The sequence below is a fragment of the Streptomyces sp. NPDC001604 genome (genome assembly GCF_042893475.1).
Taxonomy (GTDB): domain Bacteria; phylum Actinomycetota; class Actinomycetes; order Streptomycetales; family Streptomycetaceae; genus Streptomyces.
The window spans coordinates 60,936-77,136 of the sequence record NZ_JBIAUY010000031.1; the positions used below are offsets into that span (position 1 = coordinate 60,936).

Sequence of the window (16,201 nt, forward strand, 5' to 3'; positions counted from 1 at the left end):
AATGTTGATTGAGGTTCTACGGTCTCTCTCATGAGCATGGAGACCACCGCCTGGATGCAGTTGCACAGTGTCATGAACGCCGAGCAGGAGCGGCGCCCCCTGGCGCGTGACACGCTGCGTCGCATCGCCGCCTTCGCCCGCCCGCACCGCGCCCGCATGGCGCAGTTCGTGCTGCTCGGGGTGGTGACCGCGCTGCTCGCCGTCGCAACGCCCGTACTGGCCGGGCGTGTCGTGAACGCGATCGTGTCGGGTCACGACGAGGGCACGGTCGTACGTCTGGCCCTGCTCATCGCGCTCATCGCGGTGGTGGAGGCGGCCCTCGGCATCTTCGGCAGGAGGCTTTCGGCGACGCTCGGGGAGGGACTCATCCTCGATCTGCGCACGGCTGTGTTCGATCATGTGCAGCGGATGCCGGTCGCGTTCTTCACACGCACTCGTACGGGAGCGCTGGTCTCCCGTCTCAACAACGACGTGATCGGCGCGCAGCGTGCGTTCAGCAACACGCTGTCCGGAGTGGTCAGCAACCTGGTCACCCTGCTGCTCACGCTCGCCGTCATGCTGACGCTGTCCTGGCAGATCACCCTGCTCGCGCTGGTGCTGCTCCCGGCCTTCGTGATCCCCGCCCGGCGCATGGGCAGCCGCATGGCCCGTATGCAGCGGGAGGCGGCCACCCTCAACGCGGCGATGGGCACCCGGATGACGGAGCGGTTCTCCGCCCCGGGCGCCACGCTCGTCAAGCTCTTCGGGCGGCCGGAGGAGGAGTCGGTGGAGTTCGCGGCCCGGGCCCGCCGGGTCGCGGAGATCGGCGTGCGCACCGCGACGGCCCAGTCGGTGTTCATCACCGCTCTGACCCTGGTCTCGTCCCTGGCCCTCGCCCTGGTCTACGGCCTCGGCGGCTGGTTCGCGCTGCGCGGCAGCCTGGAGCCGGGTGCGGTGGTGTCGCTGGCGTTGCTGCTGACCCGTATGTACGCGCCGCTGACCGCGCTCGCCGGAGCGCGCGTCGAGGTGATGAGCGCCCTGGTCAGCTTCGAGCGGGTCTTCGAGGTGCTCGACCTCAAGCCCCTCATCGAGGAGCAGCCCGACGCGCACACTGTGCCCGACGGCCCGGTCTCCGTCGAGTTCGACGACGTCCGCTTCGCCTACCCGTCTGCCGACAAGGTGTCCCTGGCCTCCCTCGAGGAGGTGGCGAGCCTGGACACCCGGGGCGGCGCCGAGGTCCTGCACGGCATCTCCTTCCACGCCGAACCGGGCCAGACGGTCGCGCTCGTCGGCTCCTCCGGTGCGGGCAAGTCGACGATCGCCGCACTCCTTCCGCGCCTGTATGACGTCGACGGGGGCGCCGTACGGGTCGGCGGCATCGATGTCCGCGACCTGACCGCCGCCTCCCTGCGCGCCACCCTCGGCATGGTCACCCAGGACGGCCACCTCTTCCACGACACGGTCCGCGCCAACCTCCTGCTGGCCGCCCCCGCCGCCACCGAGGCGGATCTGTGGGACGCCCTGCGCCGCTCCCGCCTCGACGATCTCGTACGGTCCCTGCCAGACGGTCTCGACACGGTGGTCGGCGAGCGCGGTTACCGTCTCTCCGGAGGTGAGCGCCAGCGCATGACCATCGCCCGGCTGCTGCTGGCCCGCCAGCGCGTGGTCATCCTCGACGAGGCCACCGCCCACCTCGACAACACCTCGGAGGCCGCCGTCCAGGAGGCGCTGGCCGAGGCCCTGGAGGGTCGCACCGCGGTCGTGATCGCCCACCGGCTGTCCACGGTTCGGGCGGCGGACGTGATCCTGGTGGTCGAGGGCGGGTTGATCGTGGAACGGGGGACGCACGAGGAACTGCTGGTGGCCGGCGGGCGGTACGCGGAGCTGTACCGGACGCAGTTCGAGGAGCGGGCGGCGGAGGAGGGGACGGGTGTCGCTGCCGCAGGCGAGGCCGTGGCGTAGAGGGGCTGACACGCCGCCGAGGGAGCGGAGAGCGTGCGGCCGCAAGGCGGCGGAGGCTGGGACATCGCGGCCGCTGCCGCCCATCCGGAAGACGAACGCCCTACGTGCCGGAAGACAGACCTCTACGCCTCCTCGTCGTCAACCGCGCATCCGGCGCACGTGCTCCGCGGCCGCCCTCGGGAGGGCGTCGTGCGCCTCCCGGGCGCGGTTGCCTGCCTCGTCCACGGCCGTCCGGTCATGGTGGGGCTGCTCGCCCACCTCGTTCGAGGCGGCGACCAGTCGCTCGGCGAGCGCGAGGAGGCTCGGATCGTCCGTCGCGATCACCGGCGCGGTCAGGGCCTTCGTCATCTCGGACCTCGCCTCGAAACGGGCCGCACGGAGCTCAAGAGTCTCCTCCCCGCCCTGACGGCGCAGAACGTGCTTGAGGTACTGGTGACGGCGATGGTCGGTGGCCGCGCCCAGCAGGCCGGCGACCGCGGCGGCGAGCGCCTGACGGTCACGGTCGCGTCGGGCGGACACCGTGGCGAACCGCTGCAGGACACCCGCGGTGACCGCGCCCAGCAAGGTGCCGAGCACCGCGATGACTGCCGCAATCACGAACCTTCCCTCCTGGCGCCCGCCCCGGCCCGGCACGCCACCGGTTCACGACAGCGACCCTCCCCGCACGGTCGGACGCCATGCGGGGAGGGCGGATGCGGAGCCGGCGTCTCGGGCACGACTGCCGCGAGCACGCGGACCCTCAGGACCGGATCGGGCCTCTACGGGACCAGCGCGTCCTGCTTGCGCCCCACCCGCTCGCGGACCAGCGCGAAGACGACAACGCCGAGCGCCACCAGGGTGGACAGGACCACCTGGTCGCGTCCGCCGCCGTCGGCCGTGTCGGTGAGCATGTAGCCCAGGACGAAGGTGATCAGTGCGATGGTGGCCCAGGTCAGATAGGGGTAGAGCCACATCCTGACGACGAGCTTCTCCGGCGACTCCCGCTCGATGATCCTGCGCATCCGCAGCTGCGAGAAGCAGATCACCAGCCATACGAACAGGGCGATCGCACCGGAGGAGTTGAGCAGGAACTGGAAGACCGTGTCCGGCCACAGGTAGTTGAAGGCGACCGCGACGAAGCCGAAGACCACCGAGGCCAGGATGGCCGCCTGCGGCACACCGCGCGGCGTCGTGCGGCCGAAGGAGGCGGGGGCGTCACTGCGCCGGGCCAGCGAGAACGCCATGCGCGAGGCCGTGTACAGGCCGGAGTTGAGACAGGACAGCACGGATGTCAGCACGATGGCGTTCATGATCTGGCTCGCGTGCGGGATGCCGATGGAGCTCAGCGCGGCGACGTAGGAGCCGTCCTTGAGGATGGCCGGGTCGTCCCAGCGCAGCAGCGACACCACGATCAGGATCGAGCCCAGGTAGAACACCGCGATACGCCAGATCACGCTGTTGGTGGCCTTGGTGACCGCGCCCTGCGGGTCCGCGGACTCGCCGGCCGCGAGTGTGACGATCTCGCTGCCCATGAACGAGAAGACCACCATCAGCACGCCGGTGAGGATCGCTCCGGGCCCGTGCGGCAGGAAGCCGCCGTGGCCGGTCAGGTTGGAGAAGCCGGACGCCGGGTGGTCGGAGCCGGGCAGCAGACCGAAGATCGCGAGACCGCCCACCACGATGAACGCGGCGATGGCGACCACCTTGATGCCCGCGAACCAGAACTCGAACTCGCCGTAGGAGCTGACCGAGGCCAGGTTGGAGGCGGTCAGCACGACCATGACGATCAGTGCCCAGCCCCACTGCGGGACCGCCGGTATCCAGCCGGCCAGGATCTTCGCACCGGCGGTCGCCTCGACCGCGAGCACCACGACCCAGAAGAACCAGTACAGCCAGCCGATGGTGAAGCCGGCCCAACGGCCCAGCGCCCGGTCGGCGTACGCGGAGAACGAGCCCGAGGTGGGGTTGGCCGCGGCCATCTCGCCCAGCATCCGCATGACGAGGACGACGAGGACGCCGACGAGGGCGTAGGAGATGAGGATGCCGGGGCCCGCGGCGGCGATGCCGGAGCCGGAGCCGACGAACAGACCGGCGCCGATGACACCGCCGATGGCGATCATCGACAGATGGCGGTTCTTCAGGCCGGCCTTGAGGCCGGGCTCGGAGGGCGGACTCTGGGTGAGCGTTGAGGTCATCACACATCCATGAGGGGAGCGGGGACGGTGACCGGGAAATTAGTTCAGTACGATCCAAAAGAACAGTCTTGTTTAACTGTTCACCATGCTCTATTTTCCGAGCATGCATCCGAGCGCGCACAGGACCCTGCTCCACCGCCCGCCGTAACCCCCGCTCAGCAGGCCGTTAAGGTGACGTCGTGGTGAATGCAGCGGGCAAGTTCGGGCCCTACGGCCAGCCGGCACCGGCGTCGGCCGCCGGTGTGCACGACGCCCGAGTGCTGCCCGGCCGCGGCCAGACCGGCGCGGAACTCGTCCGCTCCCGGATCGCCCTGCAGGTGCGCCTGACGTCCGTCTCGCCAGGGGACCGGCTGCCCGACGCCGGCGTGCTGGCCGAGGAGCTGGGCATCGGGGAGATCACCGTGCGGCGCGCGCTGGAGGCCATGTGCCAGGACGGCCTGCTCGACCGCCGGCGCGGCCGGACCGGCGGCACGTTCGTCGCCCAGGGCTGGGACACGATCGTCCCGGCGCTGCACGACGAGGGCGAGGCGGCCTCGCTGGGCGCCTTCCACCTGCTGCTGGAGTGCGGCCTCGTGGCCCACGGCGCGGGCGAGGTCCCGGCCGAACGGCTGGGCGGCTTGCAGGCGCTGGTCGACGAGATGGACCTGACCGAGGACCCCGGACGACTGCTCATGCTCGAGACCCGCTTCCACCTCGACCTCGCCGAGGCCCTCGGCGGCGCAGGCGTCCGGGAACTGACCGCCGACCTCCTGGGCAGGCTGTGCCTGGTCCAGCCCACCCCGGACCTCGAAGTCGTACGGGCACGCAACCGCTGCCACGCCGACCTGCTCACCGAACTCGGCCGCGGCGCGCTGGACCCCGCCGTACAGGCAGTGAAGGCCCACCAGAACACCCAACCCGGCTGACATCCCGCAGCGCACCGCTCGCACCGCCGCACCGGATCAGAAGGAGCCGCCGCCATGCCCGACCCCAAAGCCGTCGGCCAGCCGCCGACGCCGGGCGCCGTCGGCGGCACGCCCCAGCGGCTGCGCGGCGGCGTGCTCGGCATGGCCGACATCGCCGCCGCCACCATGGCCAACGTGGGCCCGGCCATGAGCTTCTTCTTCGGCTTCGCCTTCCTGTCCACCACCGCCGGCGTGGCGTCCCCGCTGACCATCCTCGCCGCGGGCGTCGCGGTCGCCCTGCTCGGCAACACGCTCGCCCAGTTCTCCCGCGCGCACCCCTCCGCGGGCAGCTTCATCACCTTCGTGGGCAAGACCTTCGGGCCGGTCAGCGCGGTCACCACGGCCCTGCTGGCCGTCCTCGGTTACATCATCGCGATGGCGTCCGTCATCGCGATCTCCGGCGGCTTCGTGCAGATCACCCTGCACCACTACACCGGCGTCGACCTGCCCTGGATCATCTGGACACTGCTGCTGACCGGCCTTTCGGTGGTGCTGATGCTGCGTGGGGTGGTCGTCTCCACCAAGTGGGCCGGCTACTTCTTCGGCGTCGAGATGCTCGTCCTCGTCGTGGTCTCGGTCGCCGCCCTCGTCGAACACCGCGGCAACCTCTCCGCCGCGCCGTTCCTGCCCGACCACATCCACCACGGCCTCAGGGGCCTGGCTGCGGGCTTCCCCCTCGCGGTCTACCTCTTCATCGGCTGGGAGAACTCCGCGGCCCTGGCCGAGGAGACGGAGAACCCCCGGCGCAACGTCGGACGCGCCGTGTTCTCCTCCATCGGGATCATGACCGTGAGCTACATCCTCTTCTCCTACGCCACGGTCACCGGCTTCGACTACGACGTCGCCCGGCTCGGCGCGGCACGCATCCCGTTCATCGACGTCGCCCACCACACCCTCGGCGCGCTGGCCTTCCTCGCCTACCTCGGCGGTCTGACCTCCACCCTCGGCGTACTGATCGCCGGCATCAACTCCCAGGCCCGCCTGGTGTTCAACGCCGGACGCGAGGGACTGCTGCCGTCGTTCTTCGGCTACGTCCACCCCACCCGCCGCACGCCGAACAACGCGATCGTCACCTTCGCCGCCATCTCCCTGCTGATCATCGGCGGCTGGGGCCTGGGCCATCTGCTCGGCGCCGACGGCGGCCCGATGAACCCCGTCGTCTTCTTCACCGAGTCCTCCAGCCTGGGCTCCATCCTGATCCTGCTGGTCTACCTCGCGTCCAACATCGCGCTGCCGCTGTACTACCGCCGCTACCGGCCACAGGAGTTCCGCACCGGCCGCCACCTGGTGCTGCCCGCCCTCGGCGCGCTCGCCATCCTGGTCCCGCTGTACTACCTGGCCAAGCCCGGCCAGCCGGCACCGTACAACTGGTTCCCGCTCGCGGCGCTGGCCGCCCTGCTCCTCTCCGTCGGTTACGCGGCCCTGCTGGTCCGCCGCGATCCGGGCCTGGCCGAACGGGTCGGCTCGGTCGTCGCCGACGCCGAGTGAGGCTGCAATCGGCCCGGTCCTGACGACACCGACGTCCGCACCGGGCCCGCCCGACTCCTGTCCAATCTCTGTACGGGCGACCGGTGTTCGGGATACCGTCACGTCACCACCATCGTCTGAAACGATTCAATCCCATCTGCTCGGGGAGGCGCAGTGACGTCGAACGGCACACCGGAGAACGACATCCCCAGACGCATCGTGATGGCCAGGGCCGGCGCGGTCGGACTGACGGCGGCCCTCGCCTCCGCCGGGCTCCCCACGGCGGCGGCCCTCCCAGCCGGGGAGGGAGCCGCCACTGCCGCCGGGGACGCGGCCCGCCGCCCCAAGGGCTGGCAGCGCTATGTCCAGGCGCCGTCCTCGCGCACCGTCCGTCCCGTCCGGACCGTCACGACCAGCGGCGAGGTCGACAACGCCAATGCGCTGCTCAAGCCCGGCGGGGTCCCAACGGTCCTGCGGCGCCCCCGCCCCGCCGCGGCACCCCGCTGGCCCGACGGCACCACGGCCGAGGCCTCCTCGACCCATGCCGGCAACAACGGCAACGACGGCCGACCCCGCACCTACGACGCCGCCAACGCGATCGACGGCAACCCGGACACGTTCTGGAACGACGACACCATCGGGGTGTTCCCCGACACCCTCACCATCTCCGCGCCCCAAGCCGTGCAGCTTCCCGGCATCACGGTCGTCTCCAACGGTGACGGCGTGCCGACCGCGTTCACCGTCGAGGTGTGGCGCGACGGTGCGTGGCAGACCGCGGCCACGATCGTGGACAACGATGTCATCCAGAAGGCCGTGCCCTTCGCCTCGCCGGTCACGACCGATCGCGTACGCATCACCGTGACGGCCGTGCAGGACACGCCGCGCGGAGCCTTCACCCGTGTCAACGAGGTCTGGCCCGCGCCCGTCGAGCCGGTCGCCGTGCCGAGCGTCACCGTGGACTTCGGCAAGGTCGTGGTCGGATACCCGCGGATCAGGTTCACCTCGGCCTCCGACAACTCCCCGGGTGTGCGGCTCGCGTTCTCCGAGACCCGCCAGTTCCTCACCGACCGCTCGGACTTCACCCGCTCCGACCAGGCGGGCGGCGCCGGACAGGGCACGGACCAGTTCGCCGTACCGGCAGGCGGCGCCGACTGGACCGACCACAAGGGCTTCCAGTCCGGTGACAAGGTCTACGCGGACGGGCTGCACGGCTTCCGCTACCTCAGGATCGCCCTCGACGCCCTCCCCGCGGACGCGCCCGCCGCCCAGCCCTGGGGCGAGGTCGCAATCGACTCGGTGTCCCTGCAGTTCACCGGCTACCTGGGCACGCCCGGCACCTACCGTGGCTGGTTCCTGTGCTCCGACGAGGAGCTGAACCGCTACTGGTACGGGGCGTCGTACACCAACGAACTGGTCACCGACACCTTCCGCCAGGACGACGTCGACCCGCGCGGCGCCTGGAGCGCCACCCTGGAAGGCAGACTGGTCCTGCACGACGGCGCCAAGCGCGACCGCGACCCGTACGTGGGCGACCTCGCGGTCTCCGCGCGCACCCTGTACCTGACCCACGACGACACCGCCGAGGCGGTCCGCAACGTGCTGGCCGACCTCGCCGCGCACCAGCGCGCCGACGGCTGGATCCCGCCCGCCTCCATCTCGAACTACACCCTGCCCCTGTTCGACTATCCGCTGTACTGGGTCACCTGCAGCTGGGGCTACGTCCTCTACACCGGCGACAGCGCCTACGCCGCCCAGCACCACCCGAACCTGGTGAAGGTCCTGGACAGCTGGTACCCCGGCGTCACCGACGAGGCCGGCCTGCTGAGCAAGGGGCTCAACGGCACGGGGGGATACGGCGATTACGCGTTTCTGGGGCGCACCGGCCGGGTCACCTACTACAACGCCCTGTACGTGCAGGCCCTGCGGGCCGGGGCTCAGCTGGCTCGTCTGCTGGGACGTGGGAGTGATGCCGAACGCTGGAACGCCAGGGCGGACAAGGTCGCCCAGGCCGTCAACGCGCTGATGTGGGACGCGGCGGCGGGCGCCTACCTGGACTCCACGACCGGCCCGGCGCGCCACGCGCAGGACGGCAACGCACTCGCCGTCGTCACCGGCATCGCCGACGCCGACCGCGCCGCATCGGCACTGGCCCTTCTCGACGCCACGACGCAGCGGCCGTACGGCAACGCCTTCATGGACAACGACACCCTCTTCGACCAGGCCTCCCAGCGTGTGTACGCCTTCACCTCCTACCCCGAGATCGAGGCGCGCTTCCTGACCGGGCGGGCCGCGTCCGCGCTCGACCAGATCCGGCGCACCTACGGCTGGATGGACAGGAACGACCCCGGCATCACCCACTGGGAAGGCATCGGACCCGGCGGCTCCCTGTACGAGGGCGCCTACACGAGCATGGCCCACGGCTGGTCCACGGGCGTCCTGCCGGCCCTGACCCACCACCTGCTGGGAGCCCGCCCTACCTCGCCCGGCTACGCCACCTGGGAGATACGCCCGCAGCCTGGTGACGTCGACTGGGCCACGGGCCAACTGCCCACACCACACGGCCCGTTGAGCGTCGAATGGAACAACGGCGATCTGACCTTCCGCCTCACCGTCCACGCACCGGCACACACGCGGGGCTCGATCTCCTTCCCCGGCGACGCGCACCGGCAGAGCGTGCGCGCCGGCCGCCAGACGTTGTGGGACGGGCGTCGGGCGTCCACGCGAGGCGTGCAGGTGACCGAAGGGGTGCTCACCGTGTCGGACCTCGGGCCGGGCAGCCACAGTTTCGTCTGCGAGCGGCTGGGCTGAGCCCGGTCGTCTGGATCGAGTCGGGTGCAGGGATCGGTGCCTGCAGCCGACACGAGCGGGGGCATGGGTCCCGCTCCATTGCAAGCTGAGAGGGGGGAGCGTACAGCTGCAAGGCGGCGGCATCGGCCGCCGTCGGGGCGGGCGCCGCGGAGGGTCGGCAACCGGCGACCCCTGGGGTTCGATACCCCGCTGGAAGCGCATGCAGTCGGGCCGGTCGGCGGCTACCGCTCCAGGAGTCCGGCGCGCAGCTCGAGCGGGGTCAGGTCGTGCCATCGGCGTACCGCCCGTCGCAGTGCGCTGACGTCGGCGAAGCCCGCCTGGCGGGTGATGTCACGGAGGGTCAGTTCCGGGCGGCGTAGGAGCTGTTCGACCTGCTCGCGGCGGACTCCGTCGACGATCGCCTCGTACGTCGTGCCGCACTCGGCCAGGCGGCGGCGCAGGGTGCGTTCGCTGGAGGCGTGTCTGCGGGCCTGTTCGGTGAAGGAGGGGACGGCCGGAAGGCTCTGCGCGATGGAGATCTCCAGCACCTCCAGCAGGTCCTGCTGGTCGCGCCGTGAGGCCGTCTCCTTCTCCAGTACCTCCAGCACCGAGGCGTGGGTGATGGGGTCCCGGCCCGGCATGGCCGCACGGGCCCACCGGGCCGGGAAGACCATGCGGTTCCCGGCGGCGTCGAAGCGCAGGGGGCAGCGGAACAGGGAGTCGAACGGGCGGGTGTCGCGCGGCGCGGGAAAGGCGAACTCCACCACCTGCGGGGCGAAGGCGGCGCCGACGCTCAGCCGGGTGAGGGTGACGACGCTGGAGTACGCCTCCTCGGTGAGGAAGACGGCGACCGTCGGGTCCAGCGCGGGGTCCGGCAGATCTGCGCGCAACACATACCCGGCGTCCTCCCAGCGGGCCGACCACACCGTCATCGCCCCGGAGACGTTCTGATAGCGCACCCCGGTCTCGATGGCGTTCTGAAGAGTGTCGGCGGCCATCATGGCCAGGCCGATCAGCCCCCAGGCGGTGAGGTGCTGCGCCGCGCCCACCCGCAGCCCCAGGTGCTCGTCGCCGGTCAGCTCCACCGCCCGGCGGATGACGTCGCTGCCCTGCCGGTAGGAGACCCGCAGCGCGGCGGAGCCCATCACGGTCGGGTCCAGCCCCACCCGGGTCAGCAGCGGCTGCAGGTCGACGCCGGACTCGCCGGCGACCCGGGCGAGGTAGCGCAGGATGTTCGGCGCGATGGTGGCCGAGGTGCTGCGGCTCGTTCCCGGAGATGTGACCGGGGCGGGAGCTTCGGGCATCGCGTCCCCTCTCACCAGGGCGTTTCTCGCCTCACTCTAAGCAGCTGGGCCCCGCCTGTCGCGGGTGTGGCCGCCCGAGCCCCTTTTTCGGCCTCCGGCGCGCTGCACACGGACTTTTCGCCGTCCCTACCTTGTGCGGAACCCGCACCTTGTGCGGAACCCAGCCGTTCTGCGCTCTCGCGCCGGTGTAACGAAGGCTCACCATGACCGCACCTGTTCAGACCCCGGCCCGGCGACGGTCCCTGCGCCGCAGCCCTCATGCGGCGGCTCGACGGGCCGTGGCGACGGTGTTCGCCGCCCAGGGAGCGGCGGTGGCCGCGGTGTCCACCACGGTGCCCGCCGTCAAGGAGCGTCTCGCGCTCTCCCCCCTCACGATGACGGTGCTCGTCGTGACCGTCGCGCTGAGCGCGGGCGTCGGCAGCTTCGCCGGAGTGGCCGTGATCCGGCGTGTGGGGCTGGTCGTCGCGATGCGGGCCGCCGTCGTGGCGACCGCCGCCGCCCTGCTGCTGATCGGCTGGGCTCCCGGTCAGGCCGCGGCCGCAGTGTCCTACGCGCTGTTCGGCATGGCGCTGGGCTGCATCGACGTGTCGGCCAACTCCCGGGCCGCGGCCGTCGAACACCACTACGGCCGGAGCATCTTCGCCTCCTTCTACGCCGCCTGGAGCGCGGCCGGCATCGCGGCCGCACTGCTGACCGCAGGCACCGCTCACCTCGGCTGGCCCGCGGAACACACCCTGACCGCCCAGGCAGGCCTCGTTCTGGCCCTTGCCCTGACCGTCCGCGCCCACGAGCTTCCCACCGGCTCACCCCTCGCTGTGTCCGCCTATGAGGAGTCGGCCGGGGAGTCCGTCGCGCTCGGCCGCGAACTGTGGGTCGAACTCGCCCCGTTCGGCCTGGTCCTTCTGGCCTCCTACGTCATCGACTCCACGGTCTCGTCATGGTCGACCCTGTACCTCCACCAGACCCTGGACACCGCCCTCTCCCTCGCACCCCTGGCCTACGCGGCCTACCAGGTGGGCACCGTCACCGGGCGGACCTGCGCCGACCGTCTCGTACGCACTCTCGGCCCGGTGGCGGTGATCCGTGCCGCCACTCTGCTCACCGCCGCCGCCCTGGCCGGACTGGCAGCCGCCCCCGCCTGGCCGTACGCGGTCCTGGCCGCCGCGTGCACCGGACTCGGGGTCTCCGCCCTCGTGCCCCTGTGCCTGGCCTCCGCCGGACGCCTGCGACCGGGGGCCACCGAAGCGGTGCTGGCCCGTATGAACGTCTTCAACTACATGGGTGTGCTCGCGGGCGGTGCCGCCGGCGGAATCCTCGGCTCCGCCGGCCACTTCCGTCTCGCCTACGCGATACCGGCCGCCCTCGTCCTCGCGCTCCTGGCGACCGCACGGTCTTTCGCATGGCCGCCCAGGCCCCCTCTCTGACCGCACGGACCATTTCCCGCTGAACGGCAGATGAATAAGTTTTCTTCAACCCATCAACCCCTCAGTCCATCAACCCCTCAGCCCTTCAGCCCATCAGCCCTTCAGGAATGGGCTTGCGAACCGATAGAAAAGGGATCCGCCGCATGGGAAAAATCCAGTACGACACCTGCGTGATCGGAGCGGGACCTGCCGGGCTCGCGGTCGCCAGAGCCCTGACGGAGCGGAACCTGCCGTACACGCATCTTGAGCGGCACACCGGGCCGGGCGGTATCTGGGACATCGACAACCCCGGCAGCCCGATGTACGAGTCGGCCCACTTCATTTCCAGCAAAACCCTTTCGGGCTTCGGGGGTTTCCCGATGCCCGACGAATTCGCCGATTATCCGCCGCACCGGCAGATCCTCTCGTATCTGACGTCCTTCGCCGACGCCTACGGACTGACGGAGCGCATCCAGTTCGGGGTCGAGGTCGAAAGCGTGGAAAAGAACGCCGACGGCACGTGGACGGTCACCCGCACCGACGGACGGCAGACCGTGCACGGCCAGGTCGTGGTGTGTACGGGGTCCCAGTGGCACCCCAACGTCCCCGAACTGCCGGGCAACTTCACCGGGGAGGTCCGCCACACGGTCGGCTACCGCAGCGCGGAGGAACTGCGCGGCAAGCGGGTGCTCGTCGTGGGCGCCGGGAACTCCGGCTGCGACATCGCCTGCGACGCGGCCCGCAGCGCGGACCACGCGGTGATCAGCATGCGCCGCGGCTACTGGTTCATTCCCAAGCACCTCTTCGGCCGGCCCGTGGACACCATCGCCAACGACGGGCCGCACCTGCCGATGTGGCTGGCCCAGCGGGTCTTCGGCGCCCTCCTGCGGATCATCAACGGCGACCCGACGCGCCTGGGCCTGCAGAAGCCGGACCACAAACTGTTCGAGACCCACCCCGCGATCAACTCGATGCTGATCCACCACCTCCAGCACGGCGACATCACCGCCAGGCCGGGCATCGCCCGCACCGAGGGCCGCACGGTCCACTTCACGGACGGCACCCGCGACGACTTCGACCTGATCCTGCTGGCCACCGGTTACGTCCACCAAGTCCCGGTCGCGCAGAAGTACTTCGGTGACGAGCAGCACCCCGACCTGTACCTGTCGTCGTTCTCCCGCGAGCACCAGGGCCTGTTCGGAGTCGGCTTCGTCGAGACCAACTCCGGTGCGTACCGGCTCTTCGACACCCAGGCGCAGCTGATCGCCGGGTACATCGACGACGTGACGCAGGGGCTGCCGAACGCGGAGCGATTCGCGGGCATGATCCGCACCGACCGCCCGGATCTGTCCGGCGGCATCAAGTTCGTCGACTCGCCCCGGCACACCGGCTACGTCGACAGCGGGGCCCTCGTGAAGCACCTCGCCAAGGTCGCCGCCGAGATGGGCTGGCGTACCGAGGGCCGGCCGCCGCGCGTGCGGTCCCTGCGGAGCGCGGAGGCGGTGTCGTGAGCGGCTTCGACTTCCGTGACAAGGTCATGCTGGTGACCGGCGGCGCCGGCGGGATCGGCAGCGCAATGTGCCACCGCTTCGCCGCCGCCGGCGCCCGCTGTGCCGTCGTCGACATCGACGGGGCCCGCGCCAAGCGGGTCGCCGCCGAGCTTTCCGGTGCCGGCCACACCGCCCTCGGCTGCGACCTGACCGACCGCGCCCAGGTGGAGCACCTCTTCGAGCAGGTAGCCGACGCGTACGGCCGCCTCGACGTCCTCGTCAACAACGTGGGCATGACGAGCGCCGAACGCTTCGACGTGCGCAGCGTCGAGAGCATCGAGCAGGAGATCACCCTCAACCTGACCTCGCCGCTGGTCACCACCCGGATCGCGATACCGCTGCTGCAGGCCTCACAGGACGCCCGCGTGGTCACCACCGTCTCCCTCGGCGGAATCTTCCCGCTCGGGGAGACCCCGATCTACACGGCCTCGAAGTTCGGGCTGCGCGGGGCGATGCTCGCCCTCGGGCTCGACCTGAGGAGCAAGGGCATCCTGGCAGGGTCGGTGCTGCCGTCGGCGACCGACACCCGGATGCTGCGCCAGGAGGCGGTGGACGGCGGGAACTCCATGCAGTTCCAGGACCCGCCGCAGCAGCCCGCCGACGTCGTCGCGGCCGTGGTGTCCCTGCTCGACAGGCCCCGCCTGGAGGCCTACCCGCGTACCGGCGAGTCCCGCCTGGTCCGGTTCGCGATGCTGGCGCCGAACCTGCTGCCGAAGGTGTTCCCGCTGTTCCGGCAGAGAGGGGAGCGCGGCATGGCCCGCTATCTGGAGGAGCTGCGCCGCCGCGGACTTGCCCGGCAGACGGACGGACGCTGGGAACTGGTGGAGGAGAAATGACCGCAGTGGAGGGCCCCGCCATGCTGAGGATCGTCAACCCGGCCACCGGGGAACTGATCACCACCGTGCCGGCCAGCAGCGCCGAAGACGTCACCAAGGCGGCCGAGCGGGCCGAGCACGTCTTCGTGTCGGGCGTGTGGTCCGGACTGCCGGTCCGCGAGCGCAGCGCGGTGCTGCTGCGACTGGCCGACCTGATGGAACGCGACACCGGGATCCTGGCCCGGCTGGACAGCGAGGACGCGGGAAAGCCCATCACCGAGTGCCTCACCGGCGACGTACCGGGTGCCGTCGAGTCGATCCGCTGGTTCGCCGAAGCGGCCGACAAGGTGTTCGGCAGGATCGCCCCCGGCAGATCCGACGGCCTCGGCCTCATGACCCGGGAGCCGGTCGGGGTGGTCGCGGCGATCCTGCCCTGGAACTACCCGCTGGCCATGACCGCCTGGAAGGTCGGCCCCGCCCTCGCCGCGGGCAACTGTCTGCTCGTCAAGCCCGCCGAGGCGACCCCGCGCTCGGCCCTGCACCTGGCCCGACTCGCCGCCGAGGCGGGCCTGCCCGAGGGGGTTCTCACGGTCCTGCCCGGCCATGGCTCCGTCACCGGCACAGCCCTGGCCCGCAACCCCGTCGTGGGCGCCCTCTCCTTCACCGGCTCCACCGACACCGGGCGCCGCATCCTGAAGGACGCGGCCGACACCGACTTCAAACGCGTCTCGCTGGAGATGGGCGGCAAGAGCCCCCAGGTACTGATGGCCGACGCACTCTCCTACGGCGACGAACTCATCGACCACATGACCGAGGCCGCATTCCTGACCATGGGGCAGAACTGCACGGCCGGTTCGCGCGTCCTGGTCCACCACAGCATCGCCGACGAGGTTCTCGACCGCTTCACAACCGCCGCAACACGCCTGGTCATCGGCGACCCGGCGGACCCCCGCACGCAACTCGGCCCACTGATCAACCGGACGGCCTTCGACCGGGTCGCGACGGCGGTGGAGGCCGCCCGCGCCGAAGGAGCCCGTATCCACACGGGAGGCCTGCCGCACGGCCTGCCCCAGCGCGGCGCCTACTACCCACCCACCGTGATCACCCACGCCCCCGAAGGCAGCGACGTACTCACCAAGGAACTCTTCGGCCCCGTGGTCACCGTCCAGACCTTCACCTCCGAAGACGAGGCGCTGCACCTGGCGAACGCCACCGAATACGGCCTCGCCGCCTCGGTATGGACCCGCGACCTCGACACCGCCCTCCGACTGGCACGCGGCATCCAGGCCGGCGTGGTCTCCGTCAACGCCTACAGCGAGGGCGACATCACCACACCCTTCGGCGGCTGGAAACAGTCCGGCTTCGGCGGAGTGGAGAAGTCGACCAACGCCTTCGACCAGTGGACCCGCGAGAAGACGGTCTGGATCCGCACCCGCTGATCCCACTGGCTTCGGAAGGCGGATACTCAGTGCGTCGGCTCTGAGGGGTTCGAAAGCGGGCGGTCGCCGCAGCTCGCGGTGGGTACATCAGCCCTGATCAGGCCCTGCGCACGCAACTCGTCCCAGAGGCCGTCGGGGACGCGCTGTGCGTGCAGTTCGCCGTTGCGTCGGACCTGTTCCGCGGTGCGCATGCCCAGGGTGACGTTGACGACGGCGGGATGACTGGAGGGGAAGGCGATGGCGGCGGCGGGCAGGGTGGTGCCGTGCGCCTCGCAGACGTCCGCGATCGCCTGGGCGCGGGCGACCAGAGCGGGTGGGGCGTCCTGGTAGTCGTATTTCATGCCCTCGGCGGGGCGGTTCTGGGAGAGCAGGCCGGA

Annotated in this window: 11 protein-coding genes and 1 pseudogene; 8 read left to right on the plus strand and 4 right to left on the minus strand. The window is 70.8% G+C overall.

Features of this window, described 5'->3' with window-relative positions:
- The first annotated feature begins 36 nt into the window (after positions 1-36).
- Positions 37-1,941 (plus strand): ABC transporter ATP-binding protein, encoded by a 1,905-nt coding sequence (locus ACFY1E_RS46210; RefSeq protein ID WP_389088199.1) that lies wholly within the window; start codon positions 37-39, stop codon positions 1,939-1,941.
- Between the two features lie 138 nt (positions 1,942-2,079).
- On the opposite strand, the gene ACFY1E_RS46215 is transcribed toward ACFY1E_RS46210, so the two are convergent.
- Positions 2,080-2,538 carry a hypothetical protein gene (locus ACFY1E_RS46215; protein ID WP_389088162.1) on the minus strand — a complete coding sequence of 153 codons (459 nt, stop codon included), beginning with the start codon at positions 2,536-2,538 and terminating at the stop codon, positions 2,080-2,082.
- Between the two features lie 161 nt (positions 2,539-2,699).
- Positions 2,700-4,115, minus strand: coding sequence for an amino acid permease (locus ACFY1E_RS46220; RefSeq protein WP_389088165.1), 1,416 nt, complete (start codon positions 4,113-4,115; stop codon positions 2,700-2,702).
- Between the two features lie 179 nt (positions 4,116-4,294).
- Here ACFY1E_RS46220 and ACFY1E_RS46225 point away from each other — a divergent pair, with 179 nt between their 5' ends.
- The 3 genes from ACFY1E_RS46225 (at position 4,295) to ACFY1E_RS46235 (ending at position 9,334) form a co-directional block, all read left to right on the plus strand.
- On the plus strand, positions 4,295-5,020 hold the full coding sequence (locus ACFY1E_RS46225; protein WP_389088167.1) for a FadR/GntR family transcriptional regulator: 726 nt from the start codon (positions 4,295-4,297) through the stop codon (positions 5,018-5,020).
- Between the two features lie 54 nt (positions 5,021-5,074).
- The gene (locus tag ACFY1E_RS46230; RefSeq protein WP_389088170.1) at positions 5,075-6,547 is read left to right on the plus strand and encodes an APC family permease; all 1,473 of its coding nucleotides are present in this window, start codon (positions 5,075-5,077) and stop codon (positions 6,545-6,547) included.
- A 153-nt stretch (positions 6,548-6,700) separates the two neighbouring features.
- Positions 6,701-9,334, plus strand: a complete 2,634-nt coding sequence (locus ACFY1E_RS46235; RefSeq protein WP_389088172.1) for an alpha-L-rhamnosidase C-terminal domain-containing protein — start codon at positions 6,701-6,703, stop codon at positions 9,332-9,334.
- Between the two features lie 221 nt (positions 9,335-9,555).
- Here ACFY1E_RS46235 and ACFY1E_RS46240 read toward each other — a convergent pair whose 3' ends face one another.
- Positions 9,556-10,617, minus strand: coding sequence for an AraC family transcriptional regulator (locus ACFY1E_RS46240; protein WP_389088175.1), 1,062 nt, complete (start codon positions 10,615-10,617; stop codon positions 9,556-9,558).
- 203 nt (positions 10,618-10,820) lie between these two features.
- On the opposite strand from ACFY1E_RS46240, the gene ACFY1E_RS46245 reads away from it, so the two are divergent.
- The 4 genes from ACFY1E_RS46245 to ACFY1E_RS46260 all read left to right on the plus strand — a co-directional run bounded on the left by ACFY1E_RS46245 (position 10,821) and on the right by ACFY1E_RS46260 (position 15,824).
- Positions 10,821-12,041, plus strand: coding sequence for an MFS transporter (locus ACFY1E_RS46245; RefSeq protein ID WP_389088177.1), 1,221 nt, complete (start codon positions 10,821-10,823; stop codon positions 12,039-12,041).
- A gap of 143 nt (positions 12,042-12,184) precedes the next feature.
- Entirely contained in the window at positions 12,185-13,531 is a 1,347-nt protein-coding gene (locus ACFY1E_RS46250; protein WP_389088179.1) for a flavin-containing monooxygenase, read from the plus strand.
- Positions 13,528-14,406 (plus strand): SDR family NAD(P)-dependent oxidoreductase, encoded by an 879-nt coding sequence (locus tag ACFY1E_RS46255; RefSeq protein WP_389088182.1) that lies wholly within the window; start codon positions 13,528-13,530, stop codon positions 14,404-14,406. Before ACFY1E_RS46250 ends, ACFY1E_RS46255 begins: the two co-directional genes overlap by 4 nt.
- Positions 14,403-15,824 (plus strand): aldehyde dehydrogenase family protein, encoded by a 1,422-nt coding sequence (locus ACFY1E_RS46260; protein ID WP_389088184.1) that lies wholly within the window; start codon positions 14,403-14,405, stop codon positions 15,822-15,824. Before ACFY1E_RS46255 ends, ACFY1E_RS46260 begins: the two co-directional genes overlap by 4 nt.
- A 26-nt stretch (positions 15,825-15,850) precedes the next feature.
- On the opposite strand, the pseudogene ACFY1E_RS46265 reads toward ACFY1E_RS46260, so the two are convergent.
- A pseudogene (locus ACFY1E_RS46265) lies at positions 15,851-16,201 on the minus strand (aldo/keto reductase); the annotation flags it as partial.

Bases quoted from the DNA above. Each gene is read 5' to 3' on its own strand.
- ACFY1E_RS46210 (WP_389088199.1), top strand. From the start codon at position 37: ATGGAGACCACCGCCTGGATGCAGTTGCACAGTGTCATGAACGCCGAG.
- ACFY1E_RS46240 (WP_389088175.1), bottom strand. From the start codon at position 10,617: ATGCCCGAAGCTCCCGCCCCGGTCACATCTCCGGGAACGAGCCGCAGC.
- ACFY1E_RS46230 (WP_389088170.1), top strand. From the start codon at position 5,075: ATGCCCGACCCCAAAGCCGTCGGCCAGCCGCCGACGCCGGGCGCCGTC.
- ACFY1E_RS46245 (WP_389088177.1), top strand. From the start codon at position 10,821: ATGACCGCACCTGTTCAGACCCCGGCCCGGCGACGGTCCCTGCGCCGC.
- ACFY1E_RS46260 (WP_389088184.1), top strand. From the start codon at position 14,403: ATGACCGCAGTGGAGGGCCCCGCCATGCTGAGGATCGTCAACCCGGCC.
- ACFY1E_RS46220 (WP_389088165.1), bottom strand. From the start codon at position 4,115: ATGACCTCAACGCTCACCCAGAGTCCGCCCTCCGAGCCCGGCCTCAAG.
- ACFY1E_RS46250 (WP_389088179.1), top strand. From the start codon at position 12,185: ATGGGAAAAATCCAGTACGACACCTGCGTGATCGGAGCGGGACCTGCC.